This is a genomic window from Desulfoluna sp. HI9BLuna, from assembly GCF_056829775.1.
Window position 1 is genome coordinate 5,325,605 of the sequence record NZ_CP186555.1, and the last position, 18,320, is coordinate 5,343,924.

General features: G+C 59.9%; 14 protein-coding genes. 11 read left to right on the forward strand and 3 right to left on the reverse strand.

The genetic code is table 11. The annotated features are described in order from the left end of the window. Window positions 1–11 precede the first annotated feature (11 nt). The 11 genes from ACOYW0_RS21710 (at window position 12) to tsaA (ending at window position 15,672) form a co-directional block, all read left to right on the forward strand. Entirely contained in the window at window positions 12–569 is a 558-nt protein-coding gene (locus ACOYW0_RS21710; protein ID WP_482415845.1) for an acetate uptake transporter, read from the forward strand. A 243-nt stretch (window positions 570–812) separates the two neighbouring features. Further along, window positions 813–2,189, forward strand: a complete 1,377-nt coding sequence (locus tag ACOYW0_RS21715; RefSeq protein ID WP_482415846.1) for an aspartate kinase — start codon at window positions 813–815, stop codon at window positions 2,187–2,189. Between the two features lie 342 nt (window positions 2,190–2,531). Then, a complete protein-coding gene (locus tag ACOYW0_RS21720) occupies window positions 2,532–3,734 on the forward strand; it encodes a tetratricopeptide repeat protein (protein ID WP_482415847.1) in 1,203 nt (400 codons plus the stop codon). Between the two features lie 115 nt (window positions 3,735–3,849). Further along, a complete protein-coding gene (locus ACOYW0_RS21725) occupies window positions 3,850–8,634 on the forward strand; it encodes an alpha-2-macroglobulin family protein (RefSeq protein WP_482415848.1) in 4,785 nt (1,594 codons plus the stop codon). 593 nt (window positions 8,635–9,227) lie between these two features. Further along, a complete protein-coding gene (locus tag ACOYW0_RS21730; RefSeq protein WP_482415849.1) occupies window positions 9,228–9,728 on the forward strand; it encodes a GspH/FimT family pseudopilin in 501 nt (166 codons plus the stop codon). A gap of 22 nt (window positions 9,729–9,750) precedes the next feature. Beyond that, window positions 9,751–10,446: a prepilin-type N-terminal cleavage/methylation domain-containing protein gene (locus ACOYW0_RS21735; protein ID WP_482415850.1), complete on the forward strand. Its 696-nt coding sequence runs from the start codon at window positions 9,751–9,753 to the stop codon at window positions 10,444–10,446. 4 nt (window positions 10,447–10,450) lie between these two features. Further along, a complete protein-coding gene (locus ACOYW0_RS21740) occupies window positions 10,451–10,840 on the forward strand; it encodes a prepilin-type N-terminal cleavage/methylation domain-containing protein (RefSeq protein WP_482415851.1) in 390 nt (129 codons plus the stop codon). Window positions 10,841–10,908: 68 nt separating this feature from the next. Beyond that, a complete protein-coding gene (locus tag ACOYW0_RS21745; protein ID WP_482415852.1) occupies window positions 10,909–11,550 on the forward strand; it encodes a pilus assembly PilX N-terminal domain-containing protein in 642 nt (213 codons plus the stop codon). Between the two features lie 18 nt (window positions 11,551–11,568). After that, the gene (locus ACOYW0_RS21750; RefSeq protein ID WP_482415853.1) at window positions 11,569–14,511 is read left to right on the forward strand and encodes a pilus assembly protein; all 2,943 of its coding nucleotides are present in this window, start codon (window positions 11,569–11,571) and stop codon (window positions 14,509–14,511) included. 12 nt (window positions 14,512–14,523) lie between these two features. Then, complete coding sequence (locus tag ACOYW0_RS21755) at window positions 14,524–14,880, forward strand: hypothetical protein (protein WP_482415854.1); 357 nt, start codon at window positions 14,524–14,526, stop codon at window positions 14,878–14,880. Window positions 14,881–15,129: 249 nt separating this feature from the next. Next, window positions 15,130–15,672 carry a tRNA (N6-threonylcarbamoyladenosine(37)-N6)-methyltransferase TrmO gene (gene tsaA, locus ACOYW0_RS21760; RefSeq protein WP_482415855.1) on the forward strand — a complete coding sequence of 181 codons (543 nt, stop codon included), beginning with the start codon at window positions 15,130–15,132 and terminating at the stop codon, window positions 15,670–15,672. 231 nt (window positions 15,673–15,903) lie between these two features. On the opposite strand, the gene ACOYW0_RS21765 is transcribed toward tsaA, so the two are convergent. The 3 genes from ACOYW0_RS21765 to ACOYW0_RS21775 are packed head-to-tail and all read right to left on the reverse strand — an operon-like array spanning window position 15,904 to window position 18,319. After that, window positions 15,904–16,539: an ABC transporter ATP-binding protein gene (locus tag ACOYW0_RS21765; RefSeq protein ID WP_482415856.1), complete on the reverse strand. Its 636-nt coding sequence runs from the start codon at window positions 16,537–16,539 to the stop codon at window positions 15,904–15,906. Beyond that, window positions 16,536–17,303: an ABC transporter permease gene (locus ACOYW0_RS21770; protein WP_180142006.1), complete on the reverse strand. Its 768-nt coding sequence runs from the start codon at window positions 17,301–17,303 to the stop codon at window positions 16,536–16,538. Before ACOYW0_RS21770 ends, ACOYW0_RS21765 begins: the two co-directional genes overlap by 4 nt. Continuing rightward, complete coding sequence (locus ACOYW0_RS21775) at window positions 17,300–18,319, reverse strand: ABC transporter substrate-binding protein (RefSeq protein WP_482415857.1); 1,020 nt, start codon at window positions 18,317–18,319, stop codon at window positions 17,300–17,302. The genes ACOYW0_RS21770 and ACOYW0_RS21775 overlap by 4 nt, the downstream gene beginning before the upstream one ends. Between the last annotated feature and the right edge of the window lies 1 nt (window position 18,320).

The window sequence follows — 18,320 nt, forward strand, 5'->3', positions numbered from 1 at the left end:
GACACAGATTCATGAAGGACAATGTTTTGGCAAACCCGGGGCCCCTGGGATTGATGGGGTTTGGAATGACCACCGTTCTTTTGAACATTCACAACGCCGGTTTTTTTCCCATGAGCGCCATGATCCTGGCCATGGGCCTTTTTTACGGCGGCATGGCGCAGATCATCGCAGGGATTCTTGAGTTCAAGAAAGGCAACACCTTCGGGGTGACCGCCTTTATTTCGTACGGCCATTTCTGGCTGACCCTGGTGGGCCTGATCCTCATGCCGAAATTCGGATGGATCGAAGCCACGGAACATCATTTTATGGGGTGGTACCTCTTTATGTGGGGGCTTTTCACCTTTTTCATGTTCTTCGGGACCCTCAAGGCCAACCGGGGCCTTCAGTTTGTGTTCGGTTCCCTCACCATCCTTTTTATCCTTTTGGCCGCCCATCACTGGACCGGCTCCCACCTCATCGGCGTCATCGCAGGTTTCGAAGGCATTGTCTGCGGACTGAGCGCCATCTACCTGGCCATGGCCGAGGTACTTAACGAGCAGTACGGCCGCGTGGTGCTTCCCATCGGATAGCCCACCGTTCGTAGCTTGAGCCTTACAAGGTTACCTGAGGCCCTCCTCTGTCCCGGCGACGACAGGGGAGGGCTTTTTTTGTGCGAGCCGTCGCGCCTTGCGACACCCTGTGCGACAGGGCGCGTCGCATGCACACCCTTCACCCGTTGGGGATGGGCATTCTCCTTGTTTGCTACCGGATGAGTATGATAAGACAAACAAATTCTTATTGACGATGCAACCTCACGGAGAATCCCGAGCACCATGAAAGTGATTAAAATAGGCGGCGGCTGCCTTAAGGGCAAGAAGACCATTGAATCGATCCTGGACCTCCTGGCGGGTCGGGTGAAAGGCGACATCATCGTTGTTTCGGCGTTGAACGGCATCACCGACATGCTCATCGACGGCATGGCCGACGCCCTGGCCGATGAAGAGACGATTTCCACGCTCATGAGCCGCCTGCGGGCCAAGCATATGTCCACGGCCCGGCACATCATCGCCGATGCAGACCTTCAGAAGACCTTTTCCAAGGCTTTCGGCAAGGGCCTGCAGCGCCTGGAACGGTACTATTACGGCCTGAGTTACACCGGGGAGAGCACGCCCAAGATGCGCGATCTCATCAGCAGCTATGGAGAGCGCTTCAGCGCGGAGCTGCTCACCTGCGCCATGAACGCGCGGGGTGTCCGGGCTGTCTGTCGCATGCCCCAGAACATCGGGATGATCACCGACGGAAAGTACGAGGACGCCACCGCGGACCTGGAGGTGACCCGGGCGAATTTTCGCGAGCACTTGGGGCCCCTGGTGGACGAAGGGACCCTGGTGTTCATGCCGGGATTTTACGGGATCAGCGAAGAGGGCAACATCACCACCTACGGCAGGGGGGGCACCGACTACTCCGCGGCCGTGGCCACCGTGGCCATGGAAGCCGAGGTCCTGGAGTTCTGGAAGGACGTGGCCGGGTTCATGAGCGCGGATCCGCGCATGGTACTCGATGCGGAGCTGATTCCCGTTCTCTCCTATGCCGAAGCCGCCGAGTTGTGCTATTTTGGGGCAAAGATTCTTCATCCCCGCGCCGTGGAACCGGTGCGCCGGTACGGCCTGGACATTGCCATTAAAAGTACCCTGGATCCCGATGCCGAGGGGAGCCTCATTACCACAAGCAGCCCCGAGGCGCCCCACGTGGTGAAAAGCGTCACCCAGAACACCGACGTGGGCATCATCAAGGTGTATGCCTCGGGTATGGGAGCCCGGCCGGGTATGCTCTCCGAGGTGACGGGCTGCGTCACGGACAGCGGCATCAACATCCGGTCCGTGGTCACCTCCCAGACCTGCATTTCAATCCTTCTGGATAAAAAAGACATGGATCGGGGCTACGAACTCCTGGAAAAACTGACCCCCAACCCCTTTCGCAAGGTGGAACGGGAAGACGACGTGGCCCTTATCAGCATGGTGGGGGAGGGGCTCAACACCCGCAAAGGGGTTGCCGCCCGCTGTTTTTCCGCCATGGACGACGCCGGGATCAACGTGGAGATGATCGCCTTTGGTCCCTCTCCGGTGGCCCTCTATTTCATTGTCCGGGAAGATGACCTCAAAGCCTCGGTCCGCGCCCTGCATGCAACCTTTTTCAACGGCGCGTCGTAAGGGGCGATGTTAACTATTCAGTTGTCTCCGGCGGGGCGCTTATTGAATAAAGCTCTCGCCATCGCCTCCACCTCTGTTACTCACCCAAATGGCATCAGGGGCTATGGCGCAGCAAGCCGCAAAAACATTCCGGCTGAATGTCCGATACGTTTAATACAGTCGGCTTGCAGATAACTTTCGGTCGGTCCGGGGCGCCCTTAAGACCTGTTTGTCAAACTTTCTTGTCGCGCCGTAGCCCTTGGGCGAAGGCGGATCAAAAGTTTGGCCCCCGGCAGGGCCGCCGGAGGCAACAACCGTGCTTTTTCTCTTTTTACCTCATTCTACTTGTGCGAAGGAGTCTCCATGGGGCTTTTCTCTCTTTTTGTCAAATCACCCGAAGACCTCGAAAAAAAAGGCGATGCCCTGGTTCTGTCCGAACATTACGGCCCTGCCCGTACCCAATATGCCAAGGCCCTGGAGAAGCTGGCCGGAAAAGAAGCGGGCCAGGAAGCCCTTGTTGCCCGCATTGAAGAGAAACACGCAGGCTGCGGGGAGTGCCTGGCCAAGGAGCACCTTGCCAACGCGGCGGAGCTCCATGAGTCGGGCATTGACGCCGAAGCCCATCACCTGCTGCACCTGGCGGACCAGCTGGCCCGGGAAGCCGAAACCAAAGAGGCCATCCAGGCCCTTGTGGGAACGCTGAAGAGCTCCATGGCCCGGGAGGGCGAGGAGTGGGACGACGACGAAGACGGGCCCGGGGTCGAGGTACCGTACACTGAGGCGGACCAGGCCTTCGAAGCCCTGTGCATGGCCCTTCCCGAAGAGCAGGGCGAGGCCTACATGGATTACGGCGATGCCTTCCGAAAGGGGTACAGCGCCTTGAACTCCGGTGCCTTTGCCGAGGCCGAAGAGGCCCTGGACCAGGCCCTTGAGGAGGATGGCGATGACGGGTACGTGCCCCTGGAGCTTGCCTCCGCCTGCCTGAACCTTGGAAAACGGGACAAGGCAAAAAAATTGCTGGAGACGTTCTTATCCGGCCACCCCTTGCACACCCACGGCGTGGAGCTTTTGTGCCATCTCCATCTGGACGAGGAAGAGCCGGAAACATCCCTCTCGATCCTGGATGATGCATTGAATGGTCTTGAGGAGTGCCCTGTGGAGCTGGGCCTGCTCAAGGGCCGCCTTCTCATGGCGTGCAGACGTGCCGGTGACGCCGAGGCGTTCCTTGCCCAGGAGCTGGAGGAACGCTGGGACGACAACCTCGCCTTTTTTCTGGCCAACCTGAAAAAAGACGGCGGAGACGCAGCAGCAGCCCGAACCCTCCTGGAGACCAGCATGGGCCGGTGCGCCGGGTGCGGAAAACGTCCCCCTTCTCATATCCAGCTCACCTACGCCAACCTTCTCAAAGAGGGGGGGGACACCTCGGTCCCTCTCATCGAACGGTATTTAAAGCTTGCCATGGAAGACCCCGCAACGGCCCCTTACGCCTACCAGGCCGTCAGCGACATCTATCGGAGCAAGGGAGACGTCTCCGAAGCAGACCGGTATGCCGCCATGGTGAATTGACGCTCTTGTGACGGAGAACATGGCGGCTTTGCCGTGTGTTGTGGTAGCCCTGAAAGCTGAGGAATCATTGAACCGACGTTTTTAAGCTGTTTACAACCCGTGTAAGGATCCCACCATGAAACGACTCGTATCTTTCCTGTTTGGTCTGGCTGTGGCGGTATCGGCTTCGGTTTCCCTGGCGGCCGACACCTTTCGTGTTCTGGACATCGGTGAACGGGAGTATGAGAACGGCCCGGCCCTGTCCGTCCTTTTTTCCGAGCCCCTTGCCCGGGATGTGCTCCAGGGCGGGTTTCTCCAGGTGACTGTGGGCGATGGCCCTGCCGACGGGGGCTGGGTGCTTTCAGAAGACGGGCGGAGGCTCTGGTACCCCCATGTGGAGGCCGAGACGTCGTATACGGTGACGGTCCTTCAAGGGGTGACCTCCGTTTCGGGCCAAGTCCTTGCCGAGCCGGTGGTGAGCCAGGTGGAGACGCGGAAGGTGGAGCCCATGGTGGGCTTTGCCCGCAGCGGGCTGGTGCTTCCCCGGGGGCTTTCCGGCGGGCTGCCCGTGGCCACGGTGAATGTGTCTGCCGTGGACCTGGAATTTTTCCGCATCAACGAAGAGGGCTTGAGGCGGTTCGCCCAGTGGCGGAACCCCACGGACAGCATGGGGCTCTACCGGCTGGAAGACATGCCGCAGTATGGTGATCTGGTTTACTCGGCCCGCTTTGACCTGGATCCTGTGAAAAACCGGCGGGTGGTGCGCCATATCCCCGTGCGGGAGATCAGCTCCCTGTCGCAGACCGGTCTCTATTTTGCGGTGATGAAGCGGCCGGGTACCTTTGGGTATGCGTACCAGAGCACCTTTTTCATGGTCACGGACATCGGCCTGTCCCTGCGTTCCTACAAACAGGAGACGGTTGTTACGGCCTCTTCCCTTGCAGACGGCACCGCCCTTGAAGGGCTCCGGGTCTCCCTTTTCGACGACAAGGGGCGAAAGCTGGCCGAAGGGCACACCGATAAGCTGGGGTTGTTTCGGAGCCGCGATGCCCGCGTGAAAAAGACCGTCCTCATTCGCGGGGAGAGCGCGGGAGGGGACCTTGCCTTTCTCTCCACCCGGGCCCCCGGAAACGATCTCTCCGAGTTTGACGTCACCGGACGCAAGGACAGCCCCGTGGATGTGTTCGTCATGGCTCCGCGGGATCTTTATCGGCCCTCCGAGGCCGTCCCCCTCTCATTTCTGGTGCGGAACAACGATGGCAGGCCCGTGGACGTGAAAACCCTGTTCGTCCGCTGGGTCAAGCCCGGGGGCAAGGTGTTTGCCAACGTCAGCCTGGCGCCTTCGGGGTCCTCCGGGTATTTTGAGGCCGTGGCCACCCTTCCGGGCAACGGGCCCACCGGGCGGTGGCGAGCCGAGGTGCGGCTTCGTCCCGGCAAGGTGCGACCGGTTTCCACCTTTGAGTTTCTGGTGGAGGAGTTCCTGCCGGAGCGCATGGCCCTTGATCTCTCCTCCGACAAAACCGTTTTGGTCAAAGAAACAGACCACTCCCTGAAGGTGGCCGGTCGATACCTTTACGGAGCCCCTGCCTCGGGAAACCGGGCTGAGGCACGGCTCACCCTTCGAACCCGGCGCGCCTGTTTTCCGGACGGCCTGAAAGATTTTTTCTTTGGCCTGGAAGAGGATGCGGACTTTCTCTCCGTCTCGGACCTGGGGAGCCTCACCCTGGATGACGACGGCAAGGGCGCCTTTGCCGTGGATGAGGAGGCGGCAAAGAGCCGCTCGCCCCTTTCCGTTACCTCGGAGGTGAGCCTCTTTGAAAGCGGGGGGCGTCCGGTGACCCGGCGGTTTTCCCTGCTCTGGATGCCGGATCGGCGCATGCCTGGGATCCGGTATCGGGGAGGCCAGGGCGGCACCGGAGAGCTGGAGACGCACAGCCTGGACCTTGTGGTGGCCGATGGCACCGGAAAGCCTGTTACCGTAAAGCAGCTCCTCCTCAAGGTGATCCGCATTGATCGCAACAGCTACTGGGAGTTCAACGAAGGGGCCGGGTGGCAGCATCGGGTCACGGAAAAACGCTACACCTTTGCCGAATCCTTCATGGACCTGCCCGCCGGGGTGGTGACCCATGACCTGACCCTCCCATCAGGCGACTACATCGTCGAGGCCGTGGATCCCGGAACCGGTCTTTCCACCACCGTCTCTCTCTCCTCCGGCCGTGGCTATGGCGACGGCGCCCCCCATCCCGCCAAAGTGAATCTCCTTTTTGACAAAAAAACGTACCGATCGGGCGATGTGGCCCGGGTGACGGTGGTGCCCCCGGACGAGGGAGAGGCCCTTGTGATGGTGGAAGGAAAGAACCTTCTCTGGGCCCGGCGCACGGCCGTTGAGCGGGACGGCACCGTGGTGGAGATCCCCGTTGCCGAGGCGTGGCAGAGCCACGACATCTATGTAAGCGCCGTGGTGCTGCGCAAGACGGCACCCCAAGACCCGGAGACCCCCTTGCGCGCCATCGGTGTGCAGCACTTTGCCCTGGACCGGGAGCCTCGGGCCATGGACGTGGAGGTTCTGGTGGCACGGACCTGGCAGGAGGAGGCGCCCCTGCCCGTGACGGTGACGGTGAAAAAAAAGGGGCAGGCCCACTACGGTCGGGTCTGGCTGGCTGCCGTGGATGTGGGGATCCTGGGGATTACCGATTTTGCCTCCCCGGATCCCTATGGCTGGTTTTTTGCCCGGCGCTGGTACGATGTGAAGGGCACGGATCTCTTCGGAAAGGTCATCGAAACCGACGCGTCCTTACGGGCCGCCATGCGGTTCGGCGGTGACGGGGACATCTCCCTGGGCGGTGGAAAGCCCCAGGCCGAGGTGACACTCTTTTCAAAGGTCCTCGGACCCTTTGAGACCGACCGCAGCGGAAAGATCACTGCAGAGATTCCCCTGGACGATTTTTCAGGGACGCTGCGTCTCATGGCCGTGGCCTTTGACGACACCTCCTTCGGAGCCGCCGAGTTCGAGACCACGGTGACCCCGCCCCTGGTGATACAGCTCTCCGCCCCCAGGTTCCTTGCGCCCGGGGATACCTCCATCCTCACGGCGGACCTGACGCGGATGGTGGCCGGGGAAGGCGACTACACCCTGGGCCTGGAAGCCGGGGGGCCGGTATGCATCGACGCCGAGACCGAAACAGTGACACTTGCCGAAGGAAAAAGGAAGATTCGCTCCTGGCCGGTGACGGCTGCCTGCGATGCGTCCCAGCCTCCTTATGGGGTGGGGGAGGTGGTCATGACCGTGCAGGGGGACGGGGTGACCAAACGCATCACCGCCCAATGGCCAGTTCGTCCCGGCTATCCCGGTGAGGCCCGGGAGACCCGTGTGCGCCTCAACCTCGGGGAGAGCCTCTCCCTTGACACCCAGGCCATGGCAGGCCTTATCCCGGCCACCGTGGGCGGTGCCGTTGCCGTCTCCACCAGGCTGCCGTTGCCTGGAGATGCCTATGTGCGCGGGTTGCTCGATTACCCCTATGGCTGCCTGGAGCAGGTCGTCAGCCGCGCCTTTCCCCAGCTTTGGCTCCTGCCCGAGCGGGCTCGGGCCATGGGCATTGAGCCTATGCCTGTGGAGAAACGGCGTGAGATCCTGGTCGACGCCGTGGCACGGGTTGCCGCCATGCAGCGTCACAACGGAGGGTTTGGCCTCTGGAGTGCATCCGGCCCGGAGGACCCCTGGCTCTCATGCTACGCCGTGGATTTTCTCCTCACCGCCCGTGAGATGGGGGTGAGGGTGCCCACGGAGGTCCTGCGCCGGGGATTGGAGCGCCAGCGCACCTGGCTGGTTAAGGGCCCCGGTGGAGATCTCCGCAACGACAGGGCCGCCTCCTTTGCGGTTCGCAGCTATGCCGCCCATAACCTGTCCCGGGTCCGAAAGGGACACCTGGCGACCTTGCGTACCCTGTTTGACAATCATGTGGAGGATGCCGCCGATTCCCTGTCCGTGGCCCGTCTTGCCCTGGCCCTGAAAGCCTCCGGGGACAAGCGGCGAAGCAGGGGCGCTGCAGACAGGGCCCTGGTTCTTCGCCCGGACGAAGAGCACTGGCGAAGGGATTACGGCAGCGCTCTGCGGGACCTGTCCATGACCGTGGCCCTTTTTACCGAGCAGAAAATCGCGGTGCCGACCATGACGGACATCCTCGACACCCTGGAGACGGACCTGAGGCAGACGAGGTGGCTGAGCACCCAGGAGCGGTTTGCCCTGTTCCGGCTGGCCCTGGCCTTTGCGGAGAACGACGATACCGTTTCCCTTTCGGTGGCAGAGGGCGGTGAGTCTCGGAAGGAAAAGGGCAAAGGGCCCTTTGCCATGAGCCTTTCTGCAAAGATGTTGGCCCGGGGAATCTCCCTGACGTCAACGGGAAAGGAGCCCCTGTTTGCTTCGGCCGTTGTCACGGGGTACGCCGAGACGCCCCCCGCTCCCACGGAGGAGCGTATCCGGGTGGCCCGTGAGTATTTTGACCTGGAGGGGCGCAGCCTGGATCCCGAGAGCGTGCCGTCGGGTACCCTCATGCTGGTGAACCTGCGGGTGACCGCCTCCGAGGAGGTTCCTGACGCCTTGGTGGTGGACCTGCTTCCTGCAGGGCTGGAGATAGAAAATCCCAATCTGGAGCACAGCATCCGTGCCGATGAGGTTGTGATCCGCGGCAAGGCTGTCTGGCGTCATGCAGAAGAGAACCCCCTGATCCATGCAGAGTACCGTGAGGATCGATTGGCAGCATCCGTGTATCTTGGCAGGGATCGTGAGTTCAGCCTGTTTTACGTGGTGCGTGCCGTAACGCCGGGGGTCTTTGTGGTGCCGCCGCCCTTTGCCGAGTCCATGTACCGTCCTGAAATTCGGGGGATCGGTGCCGGGGGACGGGTGATCCGGGTGGAAAAGTGACACAGGGGCCCGGGATACCAGGGCAGGGGACACACACCTTTTTTGTGTCCCGCTGTTTTGGTGTGCTGCCGTTATTTTGCAGGAAAAAAGTGTTTTATACCCCGGTCGAGGCATCCGTGTTTGTCTTGTTTGTTTTATGTAAGGAAACCCGTTGCTACGGCCAACGGGGCTGTTGACCTGCCGTGCGATGGGATGTTTAAAGAGAGATTTCCTGTTTATGGTCAGTAAATTTATGATATTTTTTTTGTTGATAAATCTGCTATAATACACCCACATATGGTTCCAGATTTACTCTGGGCGAAATCATCCCGTATGGCTTTCCCACGACGGGCCGGACAAACAGCCTCATGACGCGCATTCTCTGAGCCGCTTCTCCTTACGACGCCCCTCCTCCTTCCGCGCACGATGTTCTGCGATATCTGATTTTGTCCGGGCATCACAGCTCCATATCTCCAGTTCACAAGACATAATTTTTTCAGCTGTTTTACGTTGGTAACGAAAAGGACTTCATTGCTTTTTTGCCATTCGCAGGTCGATTCGAGCCGCCATGGACGGTGGGCATCGGGGGACCTTGCAAGAATAAGGAAGGCATTATGACCAACAGCAGAGGCATGACCCTCCTTGAACTGATGGTGGCGGTGGCGATTCTGGCCGTCCTGGCGGGGATCGCCGTGCCGGAATTCAAGCAGTGGGCCGCAGGGCAGCGGCTCTCCTCTTCGGCCCGGGATGTGCACCTGGTGTTGCAGGCTGCCAGGGCCGAGGCCATCAAGAGGGGAGAGGACGTGGTGGTTGCCTTTACCGAAGGGACCGGGGCGGCCGGGCAGTACACGTCCTTTGTGGATGAGGACGGCGATCGCTCCCTGGATACGGATGAGACCACCCTGGAGTCGGGTAGTTTTCCAGGCGGCATCGACATGTTCCATGCCCGGTTTGACCTCAATGGCTCCGGCACCCAGGACAAGGACCGGACCCACTTCGGCCGCCACGGATTGACCACCGGCCGCAATGGGGAGATCAAGTTCAAAAATACCTACGGAAAGGCAATGCGCGTGGTGCTCAACGGCGCCGGGACAAGCCGCGTGGAAACGATGTGACGGGGAGATGATGCTCATGGTGATGTACTCAAAACAACAGGGGTTTACCCTCTTGGAGATCATGGTGGCCGTGGCCCTATCCTTTATCCTGATTTCGGCGGCCTACTTTTTCTACAACCACCAGGTTCAGACGCGGATCACCCAGGAACGGGTCACCGACATGCAGCAGAACCTGCGGGCCGCCATGCTCCTCATGGAGGACGACATCCGCATGGCTGGGTATGATCCCAACGGCACCACCGGTGCTGCCATCACCGTTGCCACGGCCTCCCGCCTGACCTTCAGCTACTCCACGGACGGGGATGCCAACGGCACCGACGACGACGGTGACGGTGATGTGGATGAAGCAGACGAAGCCCTTCTTACCGAGACGATTTCCTACGGCCTTTTTGACGACGGCAGCGACGGGGTCTCTGACCTGGGCCGGACCGTGGGCACCGGGTCCCCGGTGGCGGTGTCCGAGAACGTGGAGGCCATGGAGCTATCCTACCTGCTGGAAGACGGAAGCGTCACGGGAACACCGACGGACCTGACGCAGATCGTGGCGGTGCGTTTTGCCATCCTGGCACGGACCCGGACGGGTGAGCAGGGGTATTCCAACAGAGCCACCTATGCATACGACCCACTGGATTCCACCAAAGTATGGGGTCCTTACAACGATGAGCATCGGCGACGCCTCTTGCGTCATACGGTGCGGTGCAGGAATCGGGGGATATAGACGTATGGAAATGAATCGGAACGCGCAGGAAGAGGGCATGACCCTCATTGAGGTGATGGTGGCCAGTGTGATTCTCCTGGTGGGGATTTTGGGCATCGCCGCCCTCCAGATCCATGCCATGAGAGCCAACGCCCAGGCCTTTGACATGACCGAAGGGGCCGTGGCCATCGGGGATCGCATTGAGCGGGTGCTGGCGGAGACATGGACGGACAAGGTCACGGGGGGGGACCTGGCCGAAGGCACCCATACCTCGACGGACGGGAGCTACACCGTCACCTGGGTCGTGGACGACGCAACCGATGGCCGCAGCAAGACCGTGAATCTCACCGTGAGCTGGGGGAGCGGGGATGAGAGCCACTCCATCTCCCAGGTGATGGTTCGGACAAAACAGTGAGAAAACCCTTTTGGGGCTTTAACCAAGGCAACCTGCGGGTGGTCCTTTTTTCAACGAAGGAGAGACCCATGAAACGGTGGTGGCAAAAGGCCAAAGGACAAAACGAAGAGGGGAACGTGCTTCTGGTGGTGATGGTGCTTCTTTTTCTGGTCACCATGATCGGCATCGCCTCCATGAACAACTCCGTGGTGGAGCTGCGCCTTGCAGGGAGCGACCGGGTGGTGAAGCGCAACTTTTACAACGCCGAAGCCGGGCTCTTTGAGGCGGTGGCCAATTTTGAGCGCATCTACGCCAATGAAGCCGATGACGATGGGAACCGGCTCTACACCCTGGACAGCACAAACCTTCCGCTGCGGGACCGAGACCCGGAAAACGGCGGGGTATCCTTTGCCTCCCCGGTCCTTGACGGGGACGGAATCCCCGTGGCCTGGATCGAGGTGCGCGCCATTGTGCTCAAGGCCAACAGGCTTGCCAGCGGCCTTTCGGACGACGCCGACGAGGTGCCCTCCATCGCCCATATCGGGCCGGCACCTCCGGGGTTTGACAAGGCCACCTACCGAACGCGGCGATACGCTGTGACGGCAACGGCCATCGATCCCACAACCTACGATGCGACAAACCCCACGGATTCGCTCACCGGACCCACGATTCAGTGTGGCGTGGATGTGGGGGAGGAGTTTGACAAAGTGGTTCATCTGGTGGGGCTCTGATCCCAAAGGGAGGTTGATATGCGCAGTCGATACACATGGTGGTTGGTGGCCCTGGCTTTCCTCATCGCAAGCCCGGCCCTGGCCGATGACACGGCCATCTACGGGACCCAGCCCGTGACCCTGGAGCCCAATGTCATGATCGTTTTCGACACCTCCGGGAGTATGTCCACCAAGGATGTTCCGGGAGACCCCTATGATTCGGCCACAACCTACGATGGAACCAACCAGTCACAGGCGGTTTATTACAGTGAGCGGGTTTGCGCCTGGTTCTGGTGCTGGGATGAATGGGGAGAGTTCACCGATGATGTGGACAATATTAAGTGTCAGACGGTGAAGGACTCCCTGATGCAGGATGGGTATGCCTACGGGGCGCTGAAAACGGATTACACCTGTGGTGGAAGTCTTGATTATAAACTCCGTACCGGCAACTATATGAACTATGAAGAAAGCCCGGCTTCTGAGAACAAGACACGTCTGTCCGTGGCCCAAGAGGTCGTGAACGAACTCCTGGCCGAGATCACTGGTGTGCGCTTCGGCTTGATGGTGTTTCATTATGACGAAGGCGGAAAGGTGATTGCCGAATGCGGGACGGATAATAGCACCATCTCAACGGTCGTCTCCGGGCTCACCGACGGTGGGTATACTCCCCTTGCTGAGACCCTTGCGGAGGCCGGTCTCTATTTTGCCGGAGAGACCAGCCACTTCAACAATGGCATTTCGTACACCAGCCCCATCCAGCACCGTTGCCAGAAAAATTACGTGATTATCGTTACCGACGGCGAGCCCACCCGGGACGGTAACGAAATCCTGTATCAGGACGATTACTACAACGGCAAAAAAATTGGGGATTACAACAATGACGGGTTAGAGCTGAATACCGACGGAACCCCTAAGAAAACCGATAAGACCGATTTTCTGGATGATGTGGCAGGATTTCTTTACAACACGGACATGCACAATATGGGCACCGGGACTTCCTTTGAGAAACAAAACATCATCACCCATACCATTGGTTTTAAATTGGAACATGATCTGCTGAACCGCACGGCCATCCTCGGGGGAGGAAGTTATCACACGGCCAACACGGCCTCCAGCCTTAAGGAAGCCTTTGTACAGATCATCAGCACAATCGTGGAGGAATCCACGGTCTTCGTGGCGCCCGTGGTGCCTGTGAACCGGGTAAATCGCACCGCCGACGGAGGTTACATCTACCTGGCATTTTTCAAGCCTCTTCAGCTTGGTGAGTGGCTGGGCAACGTGAAGAAGTACGGCTTGGACTCGGTGGGGGACATCCTCGATGTTACTGGCCATGATGCGGTGAATGAAGACGGCACCCTTAAGGACAACAGCCTTTCCTATTGGACTCAACTGGGGAACGACGGTGCAGAGGTGACAAAGGGCGGAGCCGGAGAGCGGATCCAGACTCAGGCCAGTCGAACCGTGTACACCTATACCGGCACCAGCAACGACCTCACTGACGCAAGCAACAGCTTTGTGGAGACCAACACCGCCATCGGCGTGGGGCCGGCCCTGATCACAGAGGTTCTGAACGGCATCAACGACTGGCCCATCGGATCCATCATCCATTCTGAGCCCAGGGTAGTGCACTACTCCACCTCCGCCACGATGATTTACCTCGGGTCCAACGACGGGCTGTTCCGGTGCATCAATGACGCCGACGGCGAGGAGGTCTGGGCCTTTGTTCCCCCGGGCCAGCTCAATCGCCTGGACCTGCTCCAAGACAACAACAACGACTACTACGTGGACGGGCCTCCGGGGGTGGACTACGGGGCGCGTATCACGGGCACGGATCTTTTTCAGCCGGAGACAGTGCTCGTGGGCGAGCGCAGGGGCGGATCAAAGTATTACGCCTTAGATATCACCAGTTATAACTCGCCGAAGTGGAAGTACGACATTGAAGAGACACACCTGGGAACCGGGGCCGAGGTTCTGGGGCAGTCGTGGGGAACCCCCGAGGTTCGAACCATTGCGGTGTCCGCAGATACCACGGCGGATGTGTTCATCCTACCCGGAGGCTACGACAGCCAGCAGGACCTGGATACACCGACCGTCACCGATAGCGTGGGGCGGGCCCTGTTTGCCGTCTACGCTTCAACCGGGGCCCTTACGCCCATCAATGTCCATGCCGGGAACTGGAGCAGCATGACCCATAGCATTGTGGACGTCTCGGCGGTGGACCATAACGCCGACGGTATTGCCACCCGCATCTACGCAGGGGACATGGCGGGCCAGGTGTTTGTCCTTGCCGATGACGTGGCCATCACCGGCACCGGGGCAGACCAAAAGGCCGAAGAGGTGACGCCGGTTGGTAGCTGGTCGTACAAGAACCGCCTGTTCCGCAGTGGGCTGGGTAAGATTTTCTACGCGCCCGTGGCCGCGGACATTGAGGGCAGCGTGGAGGTGCTTTACTTCGGCACCGGCAACCGGGCCGACCCCCTGGACACCACCGAGTCCAATCGGTTCTACGGTGTGTACAATTACTGGCTGGATACCGACCTGACCCCCGCCAACGACCTTCTGGATGTCTCGGACCCCACGGGTTCCTACGATGAGGCCCTCAAGGCCAAGAAGGGATGGTACATGGATCTGCCTAATCCGGGGGAGAAGGTCGTCTCCCAGGCCCTGGTGGATTCGGGGGTGGTTTACTTTACCACCTACACCCCTGTGGTTACGGGGATTGCAGCACCCATCGATGATCCGTGCGCAGGCACCGGCGCCCGCGGGACCGGGCGCCTCTATGCCGTGAGCATGCTCGACGCCACGCCTGTGACGGACTGGGGAAATTCTTCTTCGGGCAAGGTGCGGTCGACGATTCTGCCTGCTGACCTGCCCATCGCCGTGCCCATCATCAAGAACCGCAAAATCTATGTGGGGGCCAAGAGCTGGGATTTGCCTGAAAACGATCGGGTGGAATACTTTTACTGGAAGCAGACCCGTTAGGAGGGAGAGCTGATGAAACGTATGATTCAGGTTCTTTGTTGTGTGTCGTGTGTGATGGTCATGGCTCCGTGGGCATGGGCCGTGATGGTGGATGGTACGGAGTACGATACCTTTGACATCATCGAACTCAGGGCTCGGGTCCTGGAGGTTGCCGGCGACTGTTCCTGGGTTGTTGTAGGTGAGACTCGGTTTGAGACAGGGAGCCTTACCCGTAAAGGGAAACGCCTTGAAACAAGCTATTACGACGCGGGTGGGAACCCCTTGAAAAATGCCTGTTCAATCCGGCCCCGGGATCGTGTGTATGCCAAGGGCGTGATTCTGGAGGGGGGAACCATTATGGCCATGACCATCCGGAAGAGCGAACCGTGATGTGTTTTGGTGCCATGGCGTCAACTCGGCCATGGTACTCTTGATACCAACTCGAATTTTATCGCTTCGGGCCACCCTGCGCCACCGAACACGGTGGACGAAGGGGTGGCCCGTTTTTTTGTGTGTTGCCTCTTTCTTTTTTGTAATGGTATGGGTAGTTAAAGATAACTTGTGAGCTATTTTGTGAGTTAAATAAGCCGAGCCGACATCCGGGCATGTTTCTACGAAACGGATGGGAAGGAAGAGACCATGGCGACAGAGACCAGCACAACCCGGGAGATGTGTCTGACACCGGTGGGGGTTGTCCGAAGCAGCCTGACCAACCCGGAGCTTAAGGCCAGGAAAGACGGCATTGAACTGAAAAAAGGCGATGAGGATGTAAGGGCCCGTGTGAAAAAGATTTCCGAGCTCGTTTCGGAGATCGTCATCGACGATCGATTTGACGGCATCCTGGAAGGCATTGAAGAGTTTTCCCATATCCTCGTTCTCTACTGGCCCCACCTGGTTCCGGATGAGGGGCGCTCCGTCCTTCAGGTTCACCCCATGGGTCGAAAAGACGTCCCCCTGAAAGGTGTCTTTTCAGCGTGCAGCCCGGCACGGCCCAACCCGGTCCTGGTGACCGCGGTGCCCCTTGTGTCCCGCAAGGGCAACGTCTTGAAGGTGCAGGGCCTTGAAGCCGTTGACGGCAGCCCCATCATCGACATAAAACCCTACATGACCCATTACTACCGTCCTGAAGGGGTGGAGATGGCAGGCTGGATGTGTCGGCTCCTGGAAGAGGTGGACGGGTAGAGAGACGTGGTTTGTGACGATCGTCCCTTATGCCTCCGGCGGGTCGCTTTTTGAAAAAAGTTCCGAAAAAACTTTCCGGTTGAATGGCCGTTATGTTGAAACAATCGGCTTGCCAGAAGCTGTCGGCCAGCCCTCGTCATTCGTAAGACCTGTGTGTCAAACCCAAGTCATAAAATCGGGTAAAAGGTTGGCCCCCGGCAGGGCTGCCGGAGGCCTGTTTTATTCTCCTCGTTAACCTGCCAGGGGCAGTTGCTCCAGGGTATCCGGTGCGGTGAGGGTGTAGAGGCTGTCGGCGGTGTGGATCATGTTTTCCACGTCGTGGGTGACGTGGATGACGGTGGTGGTTTTTTTGGAGAGGGCCTCCTCCAGGTGCTCGCAGATGGAGTCCCTCAGGTCCGGGTCCAGGCCGGTAAAGGGTTCGTCCAGGAGGAGGAGGTCCGGTTCGATGGCCAGGGCACGGGCAATGGAGACACGCTGCTTCATGCCCCCTGAAAGCTGGTTGGGGTAGCTGTGCTCGAACCCTGTAAGGCCCATGTCGGCCAGGCAGCTCATTCCGGCCTTCTGGGCCTCTTTCTTTTTTTCTCCCCTGGCGATAAGGGGCAGGGTGACGTTTTCCAGGGCAGTGTTCCAGGGCAGGAGGCGGGGTTCCTGAAAGACATAGCCGGTTTTGCAGGTGTGGCGGACCACCCTGCCGGAGGTCGGGGTGACAAGCCCTGCGATGATCTTCAGGATGGTTGATTTTCCGGCCCCGCTGGGCCCGGTTACGGCCATGCGCTGCCCTTCCGTTATGGTCAGGTTGAGGCGACGCAACACCTCCCGGTTCTTGAAGGACATGGTCACATCAATGAGTTCAACGGCCGGTTTCATGATTCCCTCCACAGGTATTTCTCTTTTAACGGTTTCAGCAGGAAAAATTCGATCCCCCCGACAATGGACATGCTGATCAGGGCCAGGGCGTAGAGCTCCGGTGTGTCGAGGTTTGTCCGGGAGATGGCCAGGCAGTGGCCGAGGCCGTTGTTGGCCCCGAGTACCTCGGCCAGGACCACCACCCGGATCCCGTTGCCCACGGCAATGACCGCCGCCGAAAAGAAGGGGCCGGCCACGGTCATGGCATAGATGCGCCTCAGTTTCATGGACAGGGGAAACCGGTAGATCTCGGCCATCTCCAGAAGGGACCTGTCCACCGAACTCATGGCCTGGGAGACGTTGACATAGACCACCGGTGCGATGGTGCAGGCCGTGATGCTGATGACCATGAGGTTGCCCATGCCGAACCAGAGCATGAAGACCACCACGATGACCACCCCCGGGATGGTCATGAGCATCCACCTGAGGGGTTCGATCATCAGCCTGAAGGGGTCGAAGAACCCGGCCAGGAGGCCCAGGCTCCCGCCGACAAGAAGCCCGAACACCAGGGCCAGGCCCACCCGCTTCAGGCTCACGGCAAAGTGCCGGAGGATAAAGGTCGGGTCGCTCAGCAGCCTGGCTGCCGCAGAAAGGGTCTCCAGGGGCGAGGCCACCACCAGGCCCGAGTAGTGGCGCGCCACAATCTCCCAGGCCAGGACGAGCAGAAGGATGCCGGAGATGCGGAGGAGCAGGCGGGCTGTGGTGCCGTGGATGGTTCCCATCATTGCGTCACCAGAAAAAAGTCTTCCCCCGGAAGGTCGCCCCCCGTGGCCCTTGGTGCCTGCCTGGAGAGTTGATCAAGGAAGAAGAGGGTGTCGGAAAAGGCCTGTGTCTCGCTGGTTACACGGATGTCCACCCCGGGAAGGGTCCCGTCTTTTGACTGGGCCACCAGGGCCGGAAAGCTGTTCTCCGCCATGGCCAGGGCCTGTTCCGGGTTGGCCGTGATGCTCTCGACGCCCCTGCGGTACTCCTCCAGGATCCGGCGGACCATGGCGGGGTTGTCCAGGGTGTTGCCAAAGAGGGCAAAGCCGCTGACATAAAGGGGTTTGCCGTCAAACTTTTTTTTCCAGAGCGTCCTTAAGTCCAGGTGTCTTTCAAGGAGGGGCGCACCTTTGTCGGCCATCTCTTTGGATCGCATGACCGCCAGGGTGGCCGCAGGCTCGGCCAGCAGTGCATGGTGCCCTTTGCCAAGGAGCAGCAGGTTCACCGCCTCCAGGGCGCCACCTGTGTGGTGGCGTTTGATTTTCGGGGCCCCTTGCCCCAGAAGGGCGTTAAAGAGGAGCTCGGGCATCTCCTTGTGGCCGAAGGGGAAGAGGATGGTTCCGCTGAGATCTTCCAGGCCTGTTTCTGAGGCCTCTGCCGTGGAGACGATCCACAAGGGTGTCTCAAAAAGGGCGGCCAGTTTGGCGTGGACTCCCTTGTGGTAAAAAAGGGAGGCAGATGCCGTGGTGACAATGGCCCCGTCCACCTGTCCCCCGGCGATCATGGCCCGGATCTGGTCCGGGGAGTGCCAGGGGGTGAATTCGATGGTCATGGCCGGGTCGTCAAAGGTCATGCCGGACATCATGGCAAAGGGGAGGCTTTCGGCCACAGGCGGGCCGGAGAGCCTTACCACCGGGCCTTTTGCTGCCTGGCTGTTTAGCGGCCGTGCGGCTGCCGCACAACAGAGGGCCAGCACAATCATCATGACACGGGTTAGAAACACCCCGGGTCTCCCCGGGGTGCGTACAGCGTGGGTCATT

Bases quoted from the DNA above. Each gene is read 5' to 3' on its own strand.
- tsaA (WP_482415855.1), top strand. From the start codon at position 15,130: ATGGCGACAGAGACCAGCACAACCCGGGAGATGTGTCTGACACCGGTG.
- ACOYW0_RS21770 (WP_180142006.1), bottom strand. From the start codon at position 17,303: ATGATGGGAACCATCCACGGCACCACAGCCCGCCTGCTCCTCCGCATC.
- ACOYW0_RS21735 (WP_482415850.1), top strand. From the start codon at position 9,751: ATGTACTCAAAACAACAGGGGTTTACCCTCTTGGAGATCATGGTGGCC.
- ACOYW0_RS21720 (WP_482415847.1), top strand. From the start codon at position 2,532: ATGGGGCTTTTCTCTCTTTTTGTCAAATCACCCGAAGACCTCGAAAAA.
- ACOYW0_RS21750 (WP_482415853.1), top strand. From the start codon at position 11,569: ATGCGCAGTCGATACACATGGTGGTTGGTGGCCCTGGCTTTCCTCATC.
- ACOYW0_RS21725 (WP_482415848.1), top strand. From the start codon at position 3,850: ATGAAACGACTCGTATCTTTCCTGTTTGGTCTGGCTGTGGCGGTATCG.
- ACOYW0_RS21715 (WP_482415846.1), top strand. From the start codon at position 813: ATGAAAGTGATTAAAATAGGCGGCGGCTGCCTTAAGGGCAAGAAGACC.
- ACOYW0_RS21755 (WP_482415854.1), top strand. From the start codon at position 14,524: ATGAAACGTATGATTCAGGTTCTTTGTTGTGTGTCGTGTGTGATGGTC.
- ACOYW0_RS21765 (WP_482415856.1), bottom strand. From the start codon at position 16,539: ATGAAACCGGCCGTTGAACTCATTGATGTGACCATGTCCTTCAAGAAC.
- ACOYW0_RS21745 (WP_482415852.1), top strand. From the start codon at position 10,909: ATGAAACGGTGGTGGCAAAAGGCCAAAGGACAAAACGAAGAGGGGAAC.
- ACOYW0_RS21740 (WP_482415851.1), top strand. From the start codon at position 10,451: ATGGAAATGAATCGGAACGCGCAGGAAGAGGGCATGACCCTCATTGAG.
- ACOYW0_RS21775 (WP_482415857.1), bottom strand. From the start codon at position 18,319: ATGACCCACGCTGTACGCACCCCGGGGAGACCCGGGGTGTTTCTAACC.
- ACOYW0_RS21730 (WP_482415849.1), top strand. From the start codon at position 9,228: ATGACCAACAGCAGAGGCATGACCCTCCTTGAACTGATGGTGGCGGTG.
- ACOYW0_RS21710 (WP_482415845.1), top strand. From the start codon at position 12: ATGAAGGACAATGTTTTGGCAAACCCGGGGCCCCTGGGATTGATGGGG.